The 20,496-nt window shown below is 64.1% G+C and carries 23 protein-coding genes; 9 read left to right on the top strand and 14 right to left on the bottom strand.

Annotated elements, in window-relative coordinates; all coding sequences use genetic code 11:
- Nucleotides 1-67: 67 nt before the first annotated feature.
- The gene (locus tag IQ35_RS05925; protein WP_021247088.1) at nucleotides 68-1,276 is read right to left on the bottom strand and encodes an acetyl-CoA C-acetyltransferase; all 1,209 of its coding nucleotides are present in this window, start codon (nucleotides 1,274-1,276) and stop codon (nucleotides 68-70) included.
- A gap of 230 nt (nucleotides 1,277-1,506) precedes the next feature.
- On the opposite strand from IQ35_RS05925, the gene IQ35_RS05920 reads away from it, so the two are divergent.
- Nucleotides 1,507-3,168 carry an MFS transporter gene (locus IQ35_RS05920; RefSeq protein WP_145072303.1) on the top strand — a complete coding sequence of 554 codons (1,662 nt, stop codon included), beginning with the start codon at nucleotides 1,507-1,509 and terminating at the stop codon, nucleotides 3,166-3,168.
- Here the strand turns inward: IQ35_RS05920 and IQ35_RS05915 are convergent, their stop codons facing one another.
- The gene (locus tag IQ35_RS05915; RefSeq protein WP_145072260.1) at nucleotides 3,169-3,771 is read right to left on the bottom strand and encodes a nucleotidyltransferase family protein; all 603 of its coding nucleotides are present in this window, start codon (nucleotides 3,769-3,771) and stop codon (nucleotides 3,169-3,171) included.
- Nucleotides 3,772-3,920: 149 nt separating this feature from the next.
- Between IQ35_RS05915 and folE the strand changes: the two genes are divergently transcribed.
- From folE to IQ35_RS05885, 6 genes are all read left to right on the top strand, one after another.
- The gene (gene folE / locus IQ35_RS05910; protein WP_021247085.1) at nucleotides 3,921-4,529 is read left to right on the top strand and encodes a GTP cyclohydrolase I FolE; all 609 of its coding nucleotides are present in this window, start codon (nucleotides 3,921-3,923) and stop codon (nucleotides 4,527-4,529) included.
- A complete protein-coding gene (locus IQ35_RS05905; protein WP_021247084.1) occupies nucleotides 4,526-5,362 on the top strand; it encodes an SDR family oxidoreductase in 837 nt (278 codons plus the stop codon). The genes folE and IQ35_RS05905 overlap by 4 nt, the downstream gene beginning before the upstream one ends.
- 43 nt (nucleotides 5,363-5,405) lie before the next feature.
- Nucleotides 5,406-6,182: an enoyl-CoA hydratase-related protein gene (locus IQ35_RS05900; protein WP_021247083.1), complete on the top strand. Its 777-nt coding sequence runs from the start codon at nucleotides 5,406-5,408 to the stop codon at nucleotides 6,180-6,182.
- A gap of 164 nt (nucleotides 6,183-6,346) precedes the next feature.
- Complete coding sequence (locus tag IQ35_RS05895; protein WP_021247082.1) at nucleotides 6,347-6,976, top strand: class I SAM-dependent methyltransferase; 630 nt, start codon at nucleotides 6,347-6,349, stop codon at nucleotides 6,974-6,976.
- A 69-nt stretch (nucleotides 6,977-7,045) separates the two neighbouring features.
- The gene (locus IQ35_RS05890) at nucleotides 7,046-7,978 is read left to right on the top strand and encodes an ABC transporter ATP-binding protein (protein WP_145072259.1); all 933 of its coding nucleotides are present in this window, start codon (nucleotides 7,046-7,048) and stop codon (nucleotides 7,976-7,978) included.
- Nucleotides 7,975-8,745 (top strand): ABC transporter permease, encoded by a 771-nt coding sequence (locus tag IQ35_RS05885; RefSeq protein ID WP_021247080.1) that lies wholly within the window; start codon nucleotides 7,975-7,977, stop codon nucleotides 8,743-8,745. The genes IQ35_RS05890 and IQ35_RS05885 overlap by 4 nt, the downstream gene beginning before the upstream one ends.
- Nucleotides 8,746-8,749: 4 nt before the next feature.
- On the opposite strand, the gene IQ35_RS05880 is transcribed toward IQ35_RS05885, so the two are convergent.
- From IQ35_RS05880 to rpsF, 7 genes are all read right to left on the bottom strand, one after another.
- Nucleotides 8,750-9,070, bottom strand: coding sequence for a hypothetical protein (locus IQ35_RS05880; protein WP_021247079.1), 321 nt, complete (start codon nucleotides 9,068-9,070; stop codon nucleotides 8,750-8,752).
- A 122-nt stretch (nucleotides 9,071-9,192) separates the two neighbouring features.
- The gene (locus IQ35_RS05875; RefSeq protein WP_021247078.1) at nucleotides 9,193-10,125 is read right to left on the bottom strand and encodes a DUF808 domain-containing protein; all 933 of its coding nucleotides are present in this window, start codon (nucleotides 10,123-10,125) and stop codon (nucleotides 9,193-9,195) included.
- Between the two features lie 100 nt (nucleotides 10,126-10,225).
- Complete coding sequence (locus tag IQ35_RS05870; RefSeq protein WP_021247077.1) at nucleotides 10,226-10,474, bottom strand: hypothetical protein; 249 nt, start codon at nucleotides 10,472-10,474, stop codon at nucleotides 10,226-10,228.
- On the bottom strand, nucleotides 10,471-10,803 hold the full coding sequence (locus IQ35_RS05865; RefSeq protein WP_021247076.1) for a hypothetical protein: 333 nt from the start codon (nucleotides 10,801-10,803) through the stop codon (nucleotides 10,471-10,473). The genes IQ35_RS05870 and IQ35_RS05865 overlap by 4 nt, the downstream gene beginning before the upstream one ends.
- A 162-nt stretch (nucleotides 10,804-10,965) precedes the next feature.
- Nucleotides 10,966-11,562 carry a 50S ribosomal protein L9 gene (rplI, locus tag IQ35_RS05860; protein ID WP_145072258.1) on the bottom strand — a complete coding sequence of 199 codons (597 nt, stop codon included), beginning with the start codon at nucleotides 11,560-11,562 and terminating at the stop codon, nucleotides 10,966-10,968.
- Nucleotides 11,563-11,575: 13 nt separating this feature from the next.
- Nucleotides 11,576-11,800, bottom strand: a complete 225-nt coding sequence (rpsR, locus tag IQ35_RS05855) for a 30S ribosomal protein S18 (RefSeq protein ID WP_004212076.1) — start codon at nucleotides 11,798-11,800, stop codon at nucleotides 11,576-11,578.
- Between the two features lie 13 nt (nucleotides 11,801-11,813).
- Complete coding sequence (rpsF, locus tag IQ35_RS05850; RefSeq protein WP_021247074.1) at nucleotides 11,814-12,260, bottom strand: 30S ribosomal protein S6; 447 nt, start codon at nucleotides 12,258-12,260, stop codon at nucleotides 11,814-11,816.
- 216 nt (nucleotides 12,261-12,476) lie between these two features.
- Between rpsF and IQ35_RS05845 the strand changes: the two genes are divergently transcribed.
- The gene (locus IQ35_RS05845; RefSeq protein ID WP_145072257.1) at nucleotides 12,477-13,877 is read left to right on the top strand and encodes a GntP family permease; all 1,401 of its coding nucleotides are present in this window, start codon (nucleotides 12,477-12,479) and stop codon (nucleotides 13,875-13,877) included.
- Between the two features lie 65 nt (nucleotides 13,878-13,942).
- Here the strand turns inward: IQ35_RS05845 and IQ35_RS05840 are convergent, their stop codons facing one another.
- From IQ35_RS05840 to IQ35_RS05820, 5 genes are all read right to left on the bottom strand, one after another.
- A complete protein-coding gene (locus IQ35_RS05840; RefSeq protein WP_031292337.1) occupies nucleotides 13,943-14,317 on the bottom strand; it encodes an RcnB family protein in 375 nt (124 codons plus the stop codon).
- Between the two features lie 118 nt (nucleotides 14,318-14,435).
- Complete coding sequence (locus tag IQ35_RS05835) at nucleotides 14,436-15,641, bottom strand: ABC transporter permease (RefSeq protein WP_021247071.1); 1,206 nt, start codon at nucleotides 15,639-15,641, stop codon at nucleotides 14,436-14,438.
- Between the two features lie 49 nt (nucleotides 15,642-15,690).
- Nucleotides 15,691-16,395, bottom strand: coding sequence for an ABC transporter ATP-binding protein (locus tag IQ35_RS05830; RefSeq protein WP_021247070.1), 705 nt, complete (start codon nucleotides 16,393-16,395; stop codon nucleotides 15,691-15,693).
- A 4-nt stretch (nucleotides 16,396-16,399) separates the two neighbouring features.
- Complete coding sequence (locus IQ35_RS05825) at nucleotides 16,400-17,938, bottom strand: efflux RND transporter periplasmic adaptor subunit (RefSeq protein WP_145072256.1); 1,539 nt, start codon at nucleotides 17,936-17,938, stop codon at nucleotides 16,400-16,402.
- Nucleotides 17,928-19,400 (bottom strand): efflux transporter outer membrane subunit, encoded by a 1,473-nt coding sequence (locus tag IQ35_RS05820; RefSeq protein ID WP_031292335.1) that lies wholly within the window; start codon nucleotides 19,398-19,400, stop codon nucleotides 17,928-17,930. Before IQ35_RS05820 ends, IQ35_RS05825 begins: the two co-directional genes overlap by 11 nt.
- Nucleotides 19,401-19,559: 159 nt before the next feature.
- Here IQ35_RS05820 and fabD point away from each other — a divergent pair, with 159 nt between their 5' ends.
- Nucleotides 19,560-20,495 carry an ACP S-malonyltransferase gene (gene fabD, locus IQ35_RS05815; protein ID WP_145072255.1) on the top strand — a complete coding sequence of 312 codons (936 nt, stop codon included), beginning with the start codon at nucleotides 19,560-19,562 and terminating at the stop codon, nucleotides 20,493-20,495.
- The last annotated feature ends 1 nt before the right edge of the window (nucleotide 20,496 follow it).

Below are 20,496 nucleotides of genomic sequence, written 5' to 3'. Positions count from 1 at the left end.
CCCTGATCCTGTCGAAGGGCGCTTGCGAACCGGGCTTCAACAGCCCGAACGGGGTGTTTTGAATGCCTCAAATACGCTCGATGATCGTGCCGGTGCCCATGCCCGCGCCCACGCACAGGTTGACGAGCGCGGTGCCCTTGCCCGTCCGCTCCAGTTCATCCAGCGCGGTGCCCAGCACCATCGCGCCGGTCGCGCCCAGCGGATGCCCCATGGCGATCGCGCCGCCATTGACGTTGATCAGGCCATGGTCGAGGTCCATCGCCTGCATGTAGCGCAGCACCACGGCGGCAAAGGCTTCGTTGAGTTCCCACAGGTCGATGTCGGCCTTGCTCATCCCCGCGCGCGTGAGCAGCTTGTCCGCGACGAACTCCGGCCCGGTCAGCATGATGAGCGGTTCGGACCCGATGGAGGCCGCCGCCCGGATGCGCGCGCGCGGTTTCAGCCCATATTTCTCGCCCATCGCCTTGCTGCCGACCAGCACGGCCGCCGCGCCGTCCACGATGCCGGAACTGTTGCCCGCATGGTGCACATGGTTGACCTTCTCCAACTCGGGATAGCGCAGCAGCGCCACCGCGTCGAAGCCCGGCATTTCCTCGCCCAATAGCGCGAAGCTGGGCTTGAGCGCGGCAAGCGACTGCATGGTGGCGTCGGGCCGCATATGCTCGTCATGGTCCAGCACGACGCGGCCGATAATGTCCTTCACCGGCACGATGGACCTTGCAAAGCGTCCCTCGTCCCATGCCGTTTTGGCGCGCTTCTGGCTCTCGACGGCATAGGCGTCCACATCGTCCCGCGAAAAGCCGAACTTCGTCGCGATCACGTCCGCGCCGATGCCTTGCGGCGCGAAATAGGTCTTGTAGGCGACCGCCGGGTCCATCGCCCATGCGCCGCCGTCCGACGCCATCGGCACGCGGCTCATCGCCTCGACGCCGCCCGCGACCACGAAACCCGCTTCGCCCGACACGACCTTGCCCGCCGCCATGTTCACCGCTTCCAGCCCCGAAGCGCAGAACCGGTTGATCTGCACGCCCGGCACCGTCTGGGCATAATCGGCGTTCAGCACGGCGACGCGGGCGATGTCCGCGCCCTGTTCGCCCACCGGCGATACGCAGCCCAGGATCACGTCATCGACATCGGCGGTGTCGATCCCGCTGCGATCGCGCACCGCTTCCAGCATCTGCGTCGCAAGCTGGATGGGGGTGATCTCGTGCAGCGACCCGTCGGCCTTGCCCCTTCCACGAGGCGTCCTGACGGCGTCGTAAATATAGGCTTCCATGAATCCAGTCCTCTCCGATGGCGTCGGCGCGATGCGGTTGCGTCCACAAGATGTATTTACGTTTACGTAAAGTGCAAGCGGAAGCTGCCCGAAAGCCGCGCATTCCAGCCTGCCGTAGGGGCAATAGGATAACAGAAAAACGCGATCCTTTCTCTACTTCACTCTATGGATCCGCCGGCTTGGCGATTCGCCGGTTTGACGCCCCAGCCATTTTCCGCTTCACCGTCCCGGTGTCCGAAGCCGATTCCCCCGCCGCGCCGTCGCCCCTTTCCATTCCCATCTTCCGCGCCATCTGGCTGGCCAGCCTTTCGTCGAACTTCGGCGGCCTGATCCAGTCGGTCGGGGCGGCGTGGATGATGACGTCGCTCTCCGGATCGTCGCTGATGGTGGCGCTCGTTCCCGCGGCGACGACGCTTCCCATCATGCTGCTGTCGCTTTGGGCCGGGGCGGTCGCGGACAATCTGGAACGGCGCAAGGTGATGCTGGCCTGCCAGAGCTTCATGCTGTTCGTCTCGACGATCCTCGCGCTCGCCGCATGGCAAGCCTGGCTGACGCCGTGGACCTTGCTGGGCCTGACCTTTTTCATCGGCTGCGCCACGGCGGTGAACGGCCCGGCATGGCAGGCGTCTGTCGGCGACATGGTGCCGCGTTCGGCCTTGCCCAGCGCGGTGGGCCTCAACAGCATGGGATTCAACCTGGCGCGCAGCATGGGCCCCGCGCTCGGTGGCGTTATCGTCGCCGCAGCCGGTGCGGCCGCCGCCTTTCTGACCAACGCCGTCAGCTATATTCCGCTGATCTTCGTCCTGGCCCGCTGGAAACCGGAAAGAGCGCCGCAGCTTCTCCCGCGTGAGCATCTGGGCGTCGCGATGCGGGCCGGCGTGCGCTATGTGGCGATGTCGCCCAACATAAAGCTCGTGCTCGTGCGCGCGCTGGCTTTCGGCTTTGGCGCCAGCGCCGTGTCCGCCCTCATGCCGCTTGTCGCCCGCGATGTGCTGGGCGGCGGCGCGCTCACCTTCGGTCTGCTCAGCGGCGGCTTCGGTATTGGCGCGGTAGGCGGCGCATTGAGCACGAGCTGGCTGCGGGCGCGCTATTCCGTCGAACGGATCGTGCAGATCGGAACATTCGGGCTTGCCGCCGGCACAGCCGTCATGGGGTTGAGCGACTGGCCGCTGCTTGCCATTCTGGGTTATCTGATGGCGGGGGCAGGCTGGGTGATCGCGCTCGCCACCTTCAATGTGTCGGTCCAGATGTCCGCGCCGCGCTGGGTGGTGGCGCGCGCCGTCGCCCTTTATCAAATGGTCGCGTTCGGCGGCATGGCGATCGGCGCATCGATATTCGGAACCGTCGCTGAGGAGCATGGAGTCGTCCTCGCGCTCCATGCCGCCGCCGCGGCGCAATTCGCGGTCATGCTGATCGGGCTGGTCCGTCCGCTGCCGCAGATCGGCGAAGACAATCTGGACCTCCAGAATCTCTGGCGCGAACCTGAAACGGCGGTGCCGGTGGAGGCGCGCAGCGGGCCGGTGGTGGTGACGATCGAATATCGCATTCCGCCCGGCTCGATCGTGCCGTTCTTGAGGGCCATGAGCGAACGCCGCCGGATCAGGCGGCGCGACGGCGCCCATGGTTGGTCGTTGATGCGTGATCTGGGCGATCCGGAATTGTGGATCGAACGCTATCATGTGTCCACTTGGCTCGATTATGTCCGGCATAATCAACGCCGCACCTTCGCCGATCAGGCCAATAGCGAAGCGATAGGCGCGCTCCATCGCGGTCCCAATCCGCCTGTCGTGCATCGGATGCTGGAGCGGCAGACCGGATCGCTGCCGCTGAGCCGCGCACCCGATCCGCGCGAAATGGGCGATCCGATGACGGACCCCACCCGGTCGAGCTGATCATCCTCCGTCCAGGGCGGATTGTCCGTTCATCAAGTCTTCCGGCGTATCGATGTCGCGCAGCAGGGCGCTGTGGGTTTCGATCTGGATGCCGCGGCTCAGCAGAGCGCGCGCGCCCTGATCGCCGCGCAGCGTCAGCAATTCCCCAAAATGCTTGCGGCCGATGAAGGCGGGCGGGGATGAGGAAAAGCCGTCGGTGCTGGCGACGACGGAGCGGATGTCCGCCGCCGCCAGGCAAAGGCGGTTATAATGGGTCTGCGGCACATCGGGCATGTCGGCCAGGCATATCAATATGCCGCGAACATGCCTGATCGGCATGACATGTTCGACGGCCCGCACGATGCTGCCGGAAACACCCTCTTCGGGTCGTTCGTTGATGAGAATGCTATAGCCGCGCCGTTCCAGTTTGCGATGGATGACGGGCGCCTGCCCGATGGGGCGGGCCACCGCGATCAATTCCGCGAAGGCCATGGAGGCGACCGTTTCCATCGTGTGCTGAACGACCGGTTTGCCGCGCAAATCGGCCATCAGCTTGTCGCCTTCGCCGAAGCGGGAGGATGTGCCCGCCGCCAGCAATATGGCGGCGATACGTTCAGTGCGCATGGAAGGCCGCCGGGAATGGCATTTGCTCGATCAAGCTCCTTTGGGCGCGATGTGCCATCGGAGCGGCTCTGTGTCCAGCAGCCGGAAAGGGCTGGTCATCTCGCGGAGGAGACGCCATATGCAGGCCGAAACAAGGAGCCGTCTTTATCATGATTTATGATCCCGATGCGGAAACCGTAGGAGAATCTTCGAAGGAGCCGGTGCCGGCCGAGGTGTCCGATGCGATCCGTGCGTTGATCAGATGGTCGGGCGACGATCCGGCGCGGGAAGGATTGCTCGAAACGCCCGAGCGCGTCGCCCGGGCCTGGCGGGAATATTGCCGTGGTTATGGCGACGATCCGGCCTATCATCTCTCCCGCATCTTTCATGAGGTGGGCGGCTATGACGATGTCGTGCTGCTCAAGGACATCCCCTTCCAGTCGCATTGCGAACATCATATGGCGCCCATCATCGGCCGGGCGCATATCGCCTATCTGCCCGGCGACTATGTGGTGGGCATATCGAAGCTCGCGCGTGTCCTTCATGCCTTTGCCCACCGCCTGCAAGTGCAGGAACGGCTGACGTCTCAGGTCGCCAACTGCATCTGGGAAAATTTGAAGCCCCAGGGCGTCGCCGTGGTGATCGAGGCAACCCATGGCTGCATGACCGGCCGTGGCGTGCGCACGCCCAACGTCATCATGAAAACCAGCCGTATGCTCGGCATTTTCCGCGAGGATGAAAAAAGCCGTGAGGAAGTGCTGAAGCTCATCGAATCGTGAAGGAACGCGATACATCCTATCGTCCGCTGGGACGCGCGCGGCCTGAGGGCGAAGGGGGGCCGGCGCCTCTCGCCGGGAAGAGGCTTGCGCTGGTCACGGGCGGGCATCGGCGGCTGGGCGCCCATATCGCCGTCGCCTTTGCCAGGGCCGGTTTTTCCCTCGCGATCCATGGCAGCCACGACACGCGGCTCGAGTCGCACCTGGCTCTGGCGCTGGAGGAAAACGGCACAGAATGGGAGGGCTTTGTCGTCGATTTCTCCGATCCGGAGGGTGCGGAAGAGTTGATCGCGAAGGTGGCGGAACGCTTCGGCCGGCCGCCCGACGTGCTGGTGAACAGCGCCGCCCTGTTCGGCCAGGATCGGCTGGGCGACGTCACGGCCGACGATATGATGCGGCATTATGCCGTCAATTGCGTGGCGCCCACCTTGCTGACCAAGGCGTTTGCGATGGTGCCGGCAGGCGCGGTCGATCGGTGCATCGTCAATATACTCGACCAGCGGATCGATCATCCGCATGAGGATCAACTGGCCTATACGCTGTCCAAGCTGGCGCTGGCCGGTCTGACCCGATTGAGCGCCGGCAGCCTGGCACCTCGGATCAGGGTGAACGCAGTGGCGCCCGGCCTTACCATTCCGACGCCCGACTATGACGAAGCGCAGACGGAACGGTTGAAGAACCTGATGCCTCTGGATCGATTGCCGCAGCCGGAACAGATTGCCGAAGCAGTTCTGTATCTGGCGCAGGCGACCGCCGTGACGGGCCAGACCCTCTATATCGACGCAGGCGCGCATATGCGCAGCTACGACCGGGATTTCATGCATTTGTGCCGATGAAACCTCTGACATGAGCGGAGCGGACGGAAGAAGGAAGACAGCCATGACCTATGAAACGATTCTGGTGGAACAGCGCGATGCGGTGACGCTCATCACCCTCAACCGTCCGCAGGCGCTCAACGCGCTTAATAGCCAGGTGCTGGTTGAACTGAGCGCTGCCTTCGCTGCTTTTGACGCCGATCCGTCCCGGCATTGCGCCGTCGTCACCGGCAGCGAAAAGGCTTTTGCGGCCGGCGCCGATATCAAGGAAATGGCGGATAAGCCCGCGTCGGACTTTTTCCTGGAAGACTTCTTTTCAGGCTGGCAGTCGAAAGTCGTTGCAACGCGCAAGCCATGGATCGCCGCCGTGGCCGGTTTCGCCCTAGGCGGGGGATGCGAGCTGGCCATGATGGCCGATTTCATCATCGCGGCGGACACGGCCAAATTCGGCCAACCCGAAATCAAGCTGGGCGTTGCGCCGGGCATGGGAGGATCGCAGCGGCTGACCCGCGCCGTCGGTAAGGCCAAGGCGATGGAAATGTGCCTGACCGGACGGATGATGGATGCGCAGGAGGCGGAGCGCGCGGGGCTTGTCGCGCGGATCGTTCCGGCGGCGGATTTGATCGACGACGCCCTGAAAACCGCCGCGACGATAGCCTCCATGCCTCCCATGGCGGCCATGGTGAACAAGGAAATGGTCAACATCGCCTTTGAAACCGGTCTGGCGCAGGGATTGCTGACCGAACGTCGCCTGTTCCAGATTCTGACCGCGACGGAAGACAAGAAGGAAGGCATGGCTGCCTTCGTCGAGAAGCGTCCGGGCGTGTGGAAGGGGCGTTGATTTCCGTTCGGCCCATGATGTGCGGGAAACGGGTGGATCATGGGCCGGTCGCTTTGCCTCATGGAACGGTTATTCGGCTGGTTTTGTGCCGAAACACAATCGACGCGGCCGGATCTCGCGGCTAAGAGAACTCGCAACCGAAACGGAGCGGTCGTATTTCGCCCATGCAGCATAAATCGAAGCGCAGCCGGGCTATCGCCATGCCCCAAAGCGAATTGCGCACCCGTGCATCAGAATATCTGGACTTCCTCGCCGCTTGGTTGAAAAAGCCGCGCCAGACGGCGTCCGTCGTGCCCAGCAGCCGCTATCTGGCGCGCCTCATGGTGTCGCATATCGACCCCGGCGATGGCCGCGTTCTGGAACTGGGCGGCGGCACGGGCGTGTTCACGCGCGCCATATTGGGAACCGGCCTTCCGGCGGAAAGGCTGGAGGTGGTGGAAATCAACCCGGCCTTTGCCAGAAGCCTGCGGCGGCACTTTCCCAATGTCGAGATACTGGAAACGCCCGCGCAGGTCGTTTCGACCGTCGCGGCGGGAGAGCCGGGTCAATATCAGGCGGTTATCAGCGGCCTGCCCCTGCTCGCCATGGATCGCGCCATGCATGTGGACATATTGACGGAGGCTTTCCGCATGTTGCGTCCGGGCGGGGCCTTCATCCAGTTCACCTATTCCATGCGCCCGCCGGTCAATCGAGACATTCTCGACATGCTGAACCTGGATGTCGTCCGCGTCGGCCAGACCGTCCGGAATTTTCCCCCCGCGACGGTGTTCCGCTTTTTCCGCCGGGGGGAATAAGCGCGCGGTTGCCTGACGGGACCGAGCGTCTATGCTCCGGGCAAAGCAGAAAAAAGGGCCTTGCCGCATATGGCGTCCATCATCACGATTTCCGGGCTGACGAAAAGCTATGCGTCGGGCTTTCAGGCACTCAAAGGTATCGATCTTTCCATCGAGGAGGGGGAGATTTTCGCGCTGCTGGGCCCGAATGGCGCGGGCAAGACAACCCTGATCTCGATCGTCTGCGGCAATGTGCGGCCGGGCGGCGGCTCCGTATCGGTCGCTGGCCATGACATCGTCCGCGACTATCGCGGGGCGCGATCGGCCATCGGTCTTGTGCCGCAGGAATTGTCCACTGACCAGTTCGAGCGGGTGATCGACACGGTCGCCTTTTCCCGCGGCCTGTTCGGCAAGCCGCGTAATGACGCCACTATCGAAAAGGTGTTGCGCGATCTTTCCCTGTGGGACAAGCGGCACAACAGGATCTTGGAGCTGTCGGGGGGCATGAAGCGCCGCGTCATGATCGCCAAGGCGCTCAGCCACGAACCGCGCGTCCTGTTCCTGGACGAACCCACGGCGGGCGTGGACGTCGAATTGCGGCGGGACATGTGGAAACTGATCGGCGAACTGCGCCAGACCGGCGTGACGATCATCCTCACCACCCATTATATCGAGGAGGCGGAGGAGATGGCGGATCGCGTGGGCGTCATCAACAAGGGCGAACTGGTGCTCGTCGAGGACAAGGACGCCCTGATGCGGAAACTCGGCAAGAAGACGTTGACCATCACGCTTTCGGAACCGCTTCCGGACGTTCCGGGCGAACTGGCGGAATGGGGCGTGTCCCTGGAGGCCGAAGGGAACGAGATGGAATATCTGTTCGACACGCGGGCCGAACGCACGGGCGTGTCTTCCCTGCTTCGCAAGCTGGGCGATCTTGGCATCGCCTATAAGGATCTCAACACGCAGCAAAGCAGCCTGGAGGATATTTTCGTCAGCCTGGTGCATCGGGAGCAGGCGGCATGAGCGGCCCCAACCTGCGCGCCATATGGGCGATCTACAGATTCGAACTGCACAGGTTCCGGCGCACGCTCCTGACCGGGCTTCTGGTGCCGGTGATCACCACATCCCTTTATTTCGTGGTCTTCGGCGGCGCGATCGGTTCCCGCATGACGGAAATCGACGGCATCCCCTATGCCGCTTTCATCGTGCCGGGCCTCATCATGATGTCGATGTTCACGGAAAGCATCTTCAACGCCAGTTTCGGGATTTACATGCCGAAATTCACCGGCACCATTTATGAACTGCTGTCCGCGCCGGTTTCGGCCGCGGAAACCGTGACCGCCTATGTGAGCGCGGCGGCGACGAAAGCCTTCATCGTCGGCATCATCATCTTCGCGACCGCGCATCTGTTCGTCGACCTTCCCGTCGCCCATCCTTTCGCAATGATCGCTTTCATGATCCTGATCGCGGTCAGCTTCTGCCTGTTCGGCTTCATCCTAGGCATCTGGGCGCAGAGCTTCGAGCAGTTGCAGGTCATTCCCCTATTGCTCATCATGCCGATGACCTTTCTGGGCGGCGCTTTCTACTCGATCCACATGCTGGCCGAGCCGTGGCGGACGATCACGCTGTTCAATCCGATCGTCTATCTGATCTCCGGCTTTCGCTGGACCTTCTTCGGCAAGGGGGATGTCGGCATCGGATTCAGCATCGCCTTCATCGCGGCGATGCTGGTGCTGTGCCTTGCGGTCGTGGGATGGGTGTTCCGGACGGGCTATCGGCTGAAAAAATAACGGATCAGGCCGTCGCGTTTTCCGACTGCACCGCGAACAGCGTCACGCCCTTATATTTGGCGTCCGTTTCATCATAAAGGCCGTGCATGGCCTCGAACGGCTCATCGACCACGCCGATATTGCTGAGGCCCGTGAGCTTGAAGGTGCCCAGCTTCAACTCGCGCGGAGGCCGGCCATCCCGTTCGATCGTCACGGCGTCGATGAACATTTCATCGTGACGGGTATAGAGGATGTGGGGCGCCAGCTTCACGATCATGCGATTATAGGTTGCGATCAGGCATTTCTGCTGGGCTATGGCTTGGAAGATGTCGGTCGGCGCTTGCATGGTCCGATAATTACCGATTCGCGGGACCCTCTTCAATTCTTTTGTGCGACGCGTCATTCAGGCAGGCTAAAATCATCGGTTTTCTGCCTGTGCCGTCTTCGCTGGTGCGAAGGCGCGCCGCTTCAATGCTTTCGCGGCAGAAGATGAAGCAGCCCCACGATGATCGCGCCGATCGCCATTCCCACGATCGCGGAGCCGGCCGCGCCGAGCGTCCATTCGATCGCCGGCCCGATGGCGGGTAGGGCGGCGGCGCCGCTTTGCGCCATGCGATGAATGCTATCCGGGATCAGGTCCCAATGAAATTCATGCAGGCCGTGCACGATCAGGCCCCCGCCTACCCAGAGCATCGCGGCGGTTCCGACTACGCTCAATATCTTCATGAGCACCGGCATGGCCATCACCAGCCCGCGTCCGATGGTGCGCAGGAGATAGGAAGTCCGCTGCGCCAGATGCAGCCCGATATCGTCCATCTTCACGATGAAGCCGACGACGCCATAGACGCCCGCAGTGATGAATACGGCCACGACCAACAGAACGACCGCCTGTTCCCAAAGAGGCTCGGTGGCGACCGTCCCGAGCGCGATCGCCATGATCTCCCCTGAAAGGATGAAATCGGTGCGGATGGCTCCGGAAACTTTCTGGTCCTCCAACTCCTGCGAACTGTGCGTTGCCAAGGCTTCCTGCGCGAGGTCATGGCCGCCGCCCAGCGCCTCCGCCAGTTTCTCGGTCGCTTCGAAACAAAGGAAGGCCCCGCCCAGCATGAGAAGCGGAGGCAGCAGCCAGGGCGCCAGCGCGCTCAGCGCCAAAGCCGCGGGAAGGAGGAAAAGCAGCTTGTTGCGAAGCGAGCCTTTGGCGATCTTGAATATGATCGGAAGTTCGCGGTCGGGAGTCAGCCCGATCACATAGCGAGGCGTTACCGCCGTGTCGTCGATCACGACCCCGGCGGCCTTGCTTCCCGCTTTTCCCGCCGCTGCCGCGACGTCATCCAGCGACGTTGCCGTCAGTTTCGCTATGCCCGCCACATCGTCCAGCAGCGCGATCAGACCCGAAGGCATGAATTTTCAGCTTTCCTCTGTCGGACGCCGGCGTTCGGCGTCCCCGCGTTGCGCGTCATAGAAGAGGTGGGAGGACGGGGCAATGCGGCAAAAGGGGGTTTCAGGCTATGCCCCGGAAATTGGCGGGCGGATCGCTTGCGGGAAAGGATTCGTCCGATTGTTCGTCGACCAAATCCCAATCCGCCGCATCCAAATGCTGTTCGTCCGGTCCGGCATCCCTGACGATACCCGAAGAGCCAACCGCTCCGCGATCGTCTTCGTCGCCGCGGCTGGCCTTCCATTCCCGCCAGCTTTTCCAGGCCACGGTGCCCAAGCCTGTCAAAAAGGCCAGTTTCAACAAGGATTTCATGATTTCTTCTCCCGCGATTCCCGAAGATGAATCCAGTCGGCAGGATCGCCGCCCACGGTCTTTTCCGACAGCGGGATTTCGCCTTCTTCGTCCGCTCCGGCCGGGGGTAGCGATCTTTCCTCCGCTGCCGCCATTTCCCAGCGTTGGCGCAATGCCGCCTCGATCATGGAACGCCATATGTCGCCGGAGCCTGCTTCCATCATGATGCAGTCCGGTTCCTTGAGGATCGCCAGAATGCTGGCTGCATCTTCCACGCGGTTTGCCCATCGGTCCGGATGGCCGGCGGAAAGATGGCGGGCCAGGCGTTCGATGAGGGGGCGCTGCTCCATGGCGGGGGAACGCCCGCGCCCGGTTCCTGTTCCGCCCCTTTCGCGGCGTCGGCAGGGCAGCCTGAACCGATTCGCTGTTCGGCGGGGCGGCAAGCGCCTCCAGAGAAAGCAAAAAAGCCGCCCGGTGGGGGGCGGCTTTCTTTTCCGATCCTGTGGGGAAGCTCAGGCCTGTTCGGCCGGAGTCTCTTCCGTTTCCGTGGCGATTTCGCCCGGTTCGGCGTTCGGATCGTAATCTTCCGTGAAGCCCGCCTCGTCCTTTTCGAACAGGTCGGCCATCACGTCGACGCCCTGCGACTGCAGTTCGGCTTCTTCCGGCGAGCGCGCGACATTCACTTGGATGGTGACGGCGACTTCCGGGTGCAGCGCGACCTTGACGTCGAAAACGCCCAGCGTCTTGATCGGGCGTTCCAGAACCACCATCGCCTTGGTGACGTTGGTGACGCCATCGGCATGCAGCGCTTCGACCAGATCGCGGACGGCGACCGAACCGTAGAGGTGGCCGGCGTTGGACGACTGGCGGATCAGGACGACCTGCTTGCCGTTGACGCCTTCCGCAGCCTTTTCGGCGTCGGAGCGGCGGGCGGCATTGTCAGCCTCGATCTTCGCGCGGTTGGCTTCGAAGACTTGTCTGTTGGCGTTGTTGGAACGCAGCGCCTTCTTGTTGGGCAGCAGGTAGTTACGGGCGTAACCGTCCTTCACAGTGACGACATCGCCGATCGCGCCCAGCTTCTCGATTCGTTCGAGGAGAATGATTTCCATGATTTCTACTCCCTCACTTCACGATGTAGGGCAGCAGGCCCAGATGACGGGCGCGCTTGATGGCCTGGGCCAGCTCACGCTGCTTCTTGGCGGACACCGCGGTGATGCGGCTGGGGACGATCTTGCCCCGCTCGGACACGAAGCCCTGGAGCAGGCGGACATCCTTGTAATCGATCTTCGGCGCATCCTTGGCGGCGAAGGGGCAGCTCTTGCGGCGGCGGAAAAACGGGCGTGCCATTGGTCAGATCTCCTTATTCGCCAGCCGGGGCTTCGTCGCGGTCGCGGCGCGGGCCACGATCTTCGCGAGAACCGCCTTCGCGCGGGCCACGGTCGCCACGGTCGCCGCGCGGGCCGCGATCGCCACGCTCGGAGCGTTCCTGCTTGCGCATCATGACTGACGGGCCACCTTCCAGCTCATCGACCTTGACGGTCATGTAGCGAATGACGTCTTCGTTGATCTGGGTCTGGCGTTCCAGCTCGGCCACGACACCGGCGGGGGCGTCGATGTTGAGCATCACATAGTGCGCCTTGCGGTTCTTGGCGATCTTGTATGCGAGCGAACGCAGGCCCCAGGTTTCGACCTTGGTCACCTTGCCCTGCAGATCCTCGACGATTTTGGTGGCGGTTTCCGCCAGCGCGTCCACCTGCGCCTGTGCCAGATCCTGGCGCGCAAGGAACACATGCTCGTAAAGAGCCATGGGTATTGCCTCATCTCTTGGCCGATCGCTGACGCCCGCCCCATGCGGATCGCCCCTCCGGCTGTCGTCTCAAACATTCTTCCGCGCGGGAGCGAGTCACCCCGGCCCGTGCGAAGGCGGCCCTATGGGGGAAATGCGCGGGAAAGGCAAGGAGGAGTTGGCTTGCCGCCTTCTACCGCATAGGCTCCGTACCGAAAGCGGGGAAAGGAAGGGGATATGGCGGTCGGGATCGCGGCATTGTCGCTGATATTGCTGATGCTGGCAGCCTATCGGGGGATGAGCGTCATCCTGATGGCGCCCCTGCTGGCGATGCTGGCGGTGTTCCTGACGGAGCCGTCCGCCGTTCCCGCCGTCTTTTCCGGGCTGTTCATGGAGAAGGTGGGAAGCTTCCTGAAGCTGTATTTCCCGGTGTTCCTGCTGGGCGCGCTATTTGGCAAGCTGATCGAGATTTCGGGCTTCTCCCGCGCCATCGTGACGGCCGCGATCGGTTTCGTGGGGGCGGAGCAGGCGATTCCGGCGATCATGCTGGTGACGGCGCTGCTGACCTATGGCGGCGTATCGGTCTTTGTCGCGGTGTTCGCGGTCTACCCGTTCGCGGCGGAGATGTTCCGGCGCGCCGACATCCCCAAGCGGCTGGTGCCCGCCACCATCGGGCTGGGTGCTATCACCTTTACGATGGACGCCATGCCGGGCACGCCGCAGATCCAGAACATCATCCCGACGAGCTTCTTCGGAACGACGGCCTGGGCGGCGCCCGTGCTGGGACTGATCGGATCGGCCTGCATCATGGGGATGGGGCTGGCCTATCTGGGCTGGCGGCGGCGGGCGCTGATGGCAGCGGGGGAGGGCTATGGCGCGCCCGGAACGCTGGTCAATGAGCCGGAGCCTGTCGCGGACGAAGTGCGGACGCCCGCGCTGATCGCGCTGCTGCCGCTGCTGGTGGTGGGATTCGGCAATCTGGGGCTGACCATGCTGATCCCGCGAATCTGGCCCGGAGAGGAGGTCAGCGTGCCGCTCGCCGGTCTTGCCGAGCCGGTAACGATCAAGGTGGCGCAGACGGCGGCGCTCTGGGCGGTGGAGGGCGCGCTGCTGCTGGGCATCGCGACGATCCTGCTCTTCGCCTTTCCGGCGGTGGCGAAGCGTTTTGCCGACGGGTCGAAGGCGGCGGTGGGCGGGGCGCTGCTGGCGGGGATGAACACGGCGGTCGAATATGGGTTCGGCGCGGTGATCGCCGCGTTGCCAGGCTTCCTCATCGTCAAGGAAGCGCTGAAATCCGTGCCCAATCCCCTGCTCAACGAAGCGATCACGGTCACGTCGCTCGCCGGTATCACCGGATCGGCTTCGGGCGGGCTGTCCATCGCGCTCGCGGCCATGGCGGATCAGTTCATGGCGGCGGGCGATGCGGCGGGCATCCCCCGCGAAGTGCTGCACCGCGTCGCATCCATGGCATCGGGAGGCATGGACAGCCTGCCGCATAATGGCGCGATCATCACCCTGCTGGCAGTAACCGGGCTGACGCACCGCCAGGCATATAAGGACATATTCGCGCTGACGCTCATCAAGACGCTTACGGTCTTCATCGTCATCGCCGTCTATTATCTGACCGGATGGGTATAGGATGCAAAAAGCGCTCCGGGGAGGAGAAATCCCCGGAGCGCTTCCCGCCGCTCAGGCAAGGCTGTTTAGCGCAGGGCGCCTCCGATCACCGCGCCGATGATGCCGCTGGTGATCGCCACCAGCACCGCGTCATTGCCCGACCGCACCCACTGATAACCGCGCGGCGGGGTGGAGAGGCGATAGTTGCGGTAATTGTCGACGACCCGGTAATTGTTCGCATAGCGGCGGTCGAACCGCTGGCCCTTCGACCAATGGCGGTAATTGTTGCGATAATCGTTCTGGCGGACGACCGTCTTCTGCCGGACCACGGTGCGGCCGTGCGGGTTCTGCTTCACGACGCGGTGGACTTCGCGATGAGGGGCGGCCTGCGCCTGCGCGGTGACCAGCGGGCTGGCGATCATGGTGGTGGCGGCCAGGGCCATCAGGAACTTCTTCATCATCGTAATTGCTCCTTCTTCGATCTCGGGCGCCATTCCTTGGCGTCGAAGACAGAATTAGGATGCACTTGTCGCAGGGATGTGCCGGATACTCCCTTAAATGTCGGAAAGTGTATCGGCCCTATTCGTGGCGTAGCGCGTCTATGGGGTTGAGCGCGGCGGCGCGGCGGGCCGGGAAATAACCGAATACCACGCCGATGGCGGCGGAAAAGAGGAAGGCGATGAGGTTTACCTTCACGTTGAATATGAAGGGCACCTGCATCAGCGGCGCGATGGCGACGGAGGCGATCAGGGCGAGGAACAGGCCGATCAGGCCGCCCAGGCACGACAGCACGATGGCTTCGACCAGGAACTGCAAAAGCACTTCGCGCGCGACGGCGCCGATGGCCAGGCGGATGCCGATTTCCCGCGTCCGCTCCGTCACGGATACCAGCATGATGTTCATGATGCCGATGCCGCCCACCAGCAGCGAAATCGCGGCCACCGCCGCCACGATCTGCGTCAGGATAGTGGTGGTGCCGGTCAGCGTGTCGGAAATCTGCTTGGTGTCGAAGACGTTGAAATTGTCCTCCGATCCCGTCTTGACCTTGCGGCGTTCGCGCATCAGCTCTTCCAGGCTGCCCTGTACGGCGGAGGTGTCGTAGGCGTCGTCCACCGCGATCAGGATCTGGCTGATGTCGCGGTCGCCGGTGAAGCGGCGCTGCACGAACTTGATGGGCATGACGACGACGTCGTCCTGATCGCCGAATCCGCCCTGGCCGCGCGTGGCGAGCGTGCCGATCACCTGACAGGACACGCCCTTGATCCGCATCCGCTTGCCGACGGCGTCGTTGCCCTGGAACAGGTTGGTGCGGACGGTGTTGCCGATGATGCAGACGGGCTTTCCGGCCTCTTCCTCGTCCGGCAGGAACAGGCGGCCGGTGTCGGCTTTCCAGCTTTGCACCTCGAAATAGGCGGCGGTGGTGCCGTAGACGGTGGTGGACCAGTTGCTGCCTTCGTAGATCGCCGTGCCGCTGGATTGCACGAGCGGGGCCACGGCGCGGACGCCGGTGAGCTGGTTTTCGATGGCGGTCAGGTCCTGCGGCTTGAAATCGGGCGGGCGGGGGCCGCCGCCGCCACGGCCGAAACCCTGGCCGGGACGCAGTTGCAGCACATTGGCGCCGAGCGAACTGATCTGCTCGCGCACCGCCGCCGTCGCGCCGTTGCCCAGCGTCACCATGGTCACGACCGCCGCCACGCCGATGATGATGCCCAGCGTCGTCAGGAAGGATCGCAGCTTGTGCCGGTTGATCGCGCGGAAGGCGAGGATGACGGTGGTGCCTAGCATTTTGACATCCCTCGCCCCTTCAGGAGAGAAGGTTTGGAACGCGCCGTCCTCATGCCTTCACCCTTTCCTCGACCCGTTCGACCAGCCCGTCCTTGAAGTGGACGATGGTGTGGGCAAAGGCGGCCATGTCCGGCTCGTGCGTGACCATGAGGACAGTGATGCCGCTGTTGCGGTTGAGGTCGGTCAGCAGTTCCATGATTTCTATCGATCGCTCCGAATCGAGATTGCCGGTCGGTTCGTCGGCCAGCAGCACGGCGGGCTGGGTCACGATGGCGCGGGCGATGGCGACGCGCTGCTGCTGGCCGCCCGACAGTTCGGCGGGCGTATGGTCCCACCACTCCTTGAGGCCGACCTTGTCCAGCGCGGCCATGCCGGCGTCATAGCGGGTCTTCTTGTCCTCCCCCCGATAGAGCAGCGGCAGTTCCACATTTTCCAGCGCGCTGGTGCGGGCGAGCAGGTTGAAGCCCTGAAACACGAAGCCCAGATAGCGGCGGCGGAGCAGGGCGCGCTGGTCGCGGTCGAGCTGCTCCACATGGCGGCCCTTGAACAGGAACTCCCCTGCCGTCGGCACGTCGAGGCAGCCCAATATGTTCATCGTCGTCGACTTGCCGGAGCCGGACGGCCCCATGACGGCCACGAAATCGCCTTCCTCTATGTCGAGGTCGATTCCCTTCAACGCCTGGAAGGCGGTGGGGCCGCTGCCGAAGACCTTGGTGATTCCGCGCATGGAGATGATGGGGGCGGGAGAAGCCATGGCGTCAGGTTCCGCTTTCCCGCCCCGTGCCGCGCGGTTCGTCGCGTGGAGCGGAAGCGGCGGGAGAGGGGACGACGGGCGCGGTCTCGGGTGCTCTGTCGCCGGAATTGCCAAGCTTGCCGACGGTTGCGGGACTGCCGTCCGCCGCCTTGTTGCGCGGGCCTGCCTTGCGTTCGCCGGTATCCTGATCGGCCTTCTGATCTTCCGCGGGCTGTTGCTGCCCGGCGGCAAGCTGGCCGGTGATGACGCGCATGCCGGCTTTCAGGTCGCCGCCCGTGATGGCGGTGCGGGAGCCGTCGCTTGCCCCGATGGTGACTTGCACGGCCTTCGGCTCGCCATTCTCATCCTCGACATAGACGGTCTGGCTGCTGCCTTCGCCGAAGCTGACCTGCCGGGCGTTGCCCCGGCGCAGGCGGCGCGCGCCGGGCAGGATCTGGCTGGTGATGCCGCCGCCCTGGCTGGCGCCGGTGGCGGGCTTGAAACGCAGCGCGGCGTTCGGGACGAGCAGCACGTCACGCAATTCCTGCGTCACGATATCCGCCGTCGCGGTCATGCCGGGACGCAGGGTTTCGTCCCGATTGTCCACCGCGAGCACCGCCGTATAGGCGACCACCGTGCCCGTTGAGCTGGCCGTGCTGGTGGACGAGGAGGATGAGGAAGACGCGCTGGCGCTGTTCGATCCGACATTGACCCGCGTGACCTTCGCCGGGAAGGTGCGGCCGGGGAACGCGTCGACGGAGAAATTCGCGCTCTGGCCTTCCTTCACCTGTCCCACATCGGCTTCGTCCACCGACACTTCGACTTCCATCTTGGTCAGATCCTCGGCGAGGGTGAAGAGGACCGGCGCATTGAGCGAGGCCGCGACCGTCTGGCCCGGCTCGATATCGCGGGACAGGACGACGCCGGTGACGGGCGAGACGATCTGGGCGATGGACAGGTTGGTCTGCGCGGTCGAAAGCTGGGCCTGCGACACGCGGACCTGCGCCTGCGCGGAATTGAGGCCGGCGAGCGCGGACTGATAATCGGCGCGGGCGGCGTCCATCTCCGTCTTGGCGGGGACGCGGCCCCCCGACAGCCTGAAGACGTCGAGCTGGCGATCCAGCGTCGCCTTCGCCAGCGCGACCTGCGCCTGCGCCTGCGCGACACCGGCCTGCGAGGATGTGACCTGTGCCCGGTTCTGGTTGATCGTGTCGACCAGACGGCGCGTGTCGAGTTCGGCGAGCTTCTGCCCTTTGGTCACGCGGTCGTTCACGTCGACATAGACCGCCGTGATCTTGCCCGACTGTTCGGAACCGACATCGACCTGGTTGATGGGTTTCAGGTTGCCGGTGGCGGAAACCGTGACGGTCAGGTCGCCCTTGCGCACTTCCCGCGTGGCGTAATCGGGCTTGTCGTCGCCCGAAAAGCAGCGGGCCAGCAGCAGGATGACGATCAGCAGCGCGACGCCGATGCCGCCCCGGATCGCCCATTTGCGCCACGGTCTTTCCGGCTTCGCGCCGAGGAAGTCGTCGAGATCCTGATCGGTCGTCACATCATTGCTCATCGGGGCGGTTTTCCATGTTCTGCCAGCCGCCGCCCAGCGCATTGTAGAGCTGGGCGATGGCAAGGACTTCGTCGGCCTGAGCGGAGGCAAGGCTGTTGCGCGCGTTCAAAAGCGTGGATTCGCTGGTGGAGAGGGTCTGGAAGTCGATGAGGCCCGCCTGATACTGGCTGCGGGCCATGATCGCGGCATTGTTCGACGCTTCATAGGCGATGGCGAACTCGGCCTTGCGGGCGCGGGCGCTGCTGAGCGAGGCCATCGCGTTTTCCACGTCCTCCAGCGCCGTCAGCACGCTTTGCCTGTAGGCGGCGAAGGCTCCGTCGGCGGCCGCCCTTTGCGATCGGACCTGCGAGGACAGGCGGCCGCCGTCGAAGATCACCTGCGCCACATTGGCGAAGACGCCGCCGGTGACGAGGTCGAACAGATTCTTGAAGGCGTTGGAGGTGGTGCCGATATTGCCGCTGATCCCCAGCGACGGATAAAGCTGCGCCTGCGCCACGCCGATCCGCGCGGTCGCGGCGGCGAGCGTGCGTTCGGCGGCGCGGACGTCCGGGCGCTGGCGCAGCGTGTCGGCGGGGATGCCGGTGGCGATGTCCGTCGCGGCGGCGGGAATGGCGGCGGGCGTTTCGAGGGTGCGGGTCGCTTCGCCGGGCGCTTGTCCCGTCAGCACGGCGATGCGGTTGAGACTGCCCTTGAGGCTGGCTTCGAGCTGGGGAATGGACGCGTTGGTCTGGGCAAGCTGCGCCCTCGCCTGCTGCTCGTCCAGCGAGGAGACGAGGCCTGCCTGCAAGCGCCAGTTGGCGATGTTGTAATTATCCTGCTGAATCGCCTGCGTTTCGCGGGCGATCTTGAGCTGGGCCTGGGCGAGGCGGGCCTGCACGTAATTGGTGACCAGTTCGGCAATGATGGTCATCCGCACATTGGCAAGGTCATAGCCCGATGCGGCCAGATCGGCGCGTGCTGCTTCGGCCGAGCGGGACAGTTCGCCGAACAGGTCGATCTGCCAACTGGCATTGGCGCCGAGCGAATAGCTGCTGGACCAGTTGCTGGAACCCAGGCCGATGACATTGCCGTTGCTGTCTGTGCGGGTGCCGCCCGCCTGACTGCGATAATTCTTGCCCCCGCTGCCCGACGCATTCACCTGCGGCAGGAAAGCGGCGTTGGCCTGGCGGAGCGATTCCCGCGCCTGCCGAAGCCGCGCCTGCGCTTGCACGATGTCGAGGTTGCGGGCGACGGCCTGATCGATCAGATAGCTGAGCGCGGGATCGTCGAGGCGCGTCCACCAACTCGCCAGATCGCCCTCGCTGAGCGGCGCGGCCGTGCCCTGGCTATAGGCGGGAGGAAGCCCGAGAGCCGCCGTTTCGGGCGGGCGATAATCGGGACCGGCGGCGCAGGCCGACAGCGCGAGCGCCGTTCCGGTGATCCATGCAATGCGATATCGCACCTTTTCCTTGCACTCCGTCATCGTTAAAGGGGCCGCAGACAGCCGCTTGCGGGCGGTGTTGGGGTTCTTTGCGAAATAACTGCCGAAATCGTGACGATGCCTCAATGCCAATCTTGTCGTAAAGTGTAACGGTCTATGAAAATGGCGTTTTTCCGCGCCATCGGGTTCAGAGGGTTAAGCATGAGGGCATTTCTATTTCCGGGTCAGGGCAGCCAGTCGGTTGGCATGGGCAATGCGCTGGCGCAAGCAAGCCCGGCCGCGAGGGAATTGTTTCAGGAAGTTGACGACGCCCTGTCGCAGCATTTGTTCCGCATCATGGTGGACGGGCCTGAAAGCGATCTGACGCTCACCGAAAACGCCCAGCCCGCGATCATGGCCAATGCGCTGGCGACGCTGCGGGTGATGCAGCGGGAAGGCGGCTTTTCGCTGGCCGGCAAGGGGGATTATGTCGCAGGGCACAGCCTGGGCGAATATAGCGCCCTCTGCGCGGCGGAGGCGTTCGACATCGCGACCACGGCGAAGCTGCTGAAACTGCGCGGGCGGGCGATGCAGGCAGCGGTGCCCGTGGGCGAGGGCGCGATGGCGGCCCTGCTGGGCGCGGACATTGGCAAGGCGCAGGCTCTGGCCGACGCGGCGGCCGAGGGGGAAGTCTGCACCGTCGCCAATGACAATGATCCGACGCAGGTGGTGATTTCCGGCCATCGCGGCGCGATCGAGCGTGCGGTGGCCATGGTCAAGGATCACGGCATCAAGCGCGGGGTGCTGCTGCCCGTGTCCGCGCCTTTCCACTGCCCGCTGATGCAGCCCGCTGCCGAGGTGATGGAGGAGGCGCTGGCGAAGGCGGCGATCAACACGCCGCTGTTGCCGGTCTATGCCAATGTGCTGGCCGCTCCCATCGCCGAGCCAGCCGAGATCAGGGCGCGGCTGGTGGAGCAGGTGACGGGGCGCGTGCGCTGGCGCGAATCCGTGGCGGCGATGTGGGACGCGGGCGTCACGGAGTTCGTGGAACTGGGCGGCAAGGTGCTGGGACCGATGGTGAAGCGCATCGCGCCCGACGCCACCGTCCGCAGCATCGTGACCATGGACGATATCGAAGCGGCACTGGCCGAATTTTGAC

The organism is Sphingobium wenxiniae (assembly GCF_007830065.1).
GTDB classification, from domain to species: domain Bacteria; phylum Pseudomonadota; class Alphaproteobacteria; order Sphingomonadales; family Sphingomonadaceae; genus Sphingobium; species Sphingobium wenxiniae.
The sequence above is the reverse complement of the archived record's forward strand: the minus strand, read 5'-3'. Positions and strand labels throughout refer to the sequence as shown.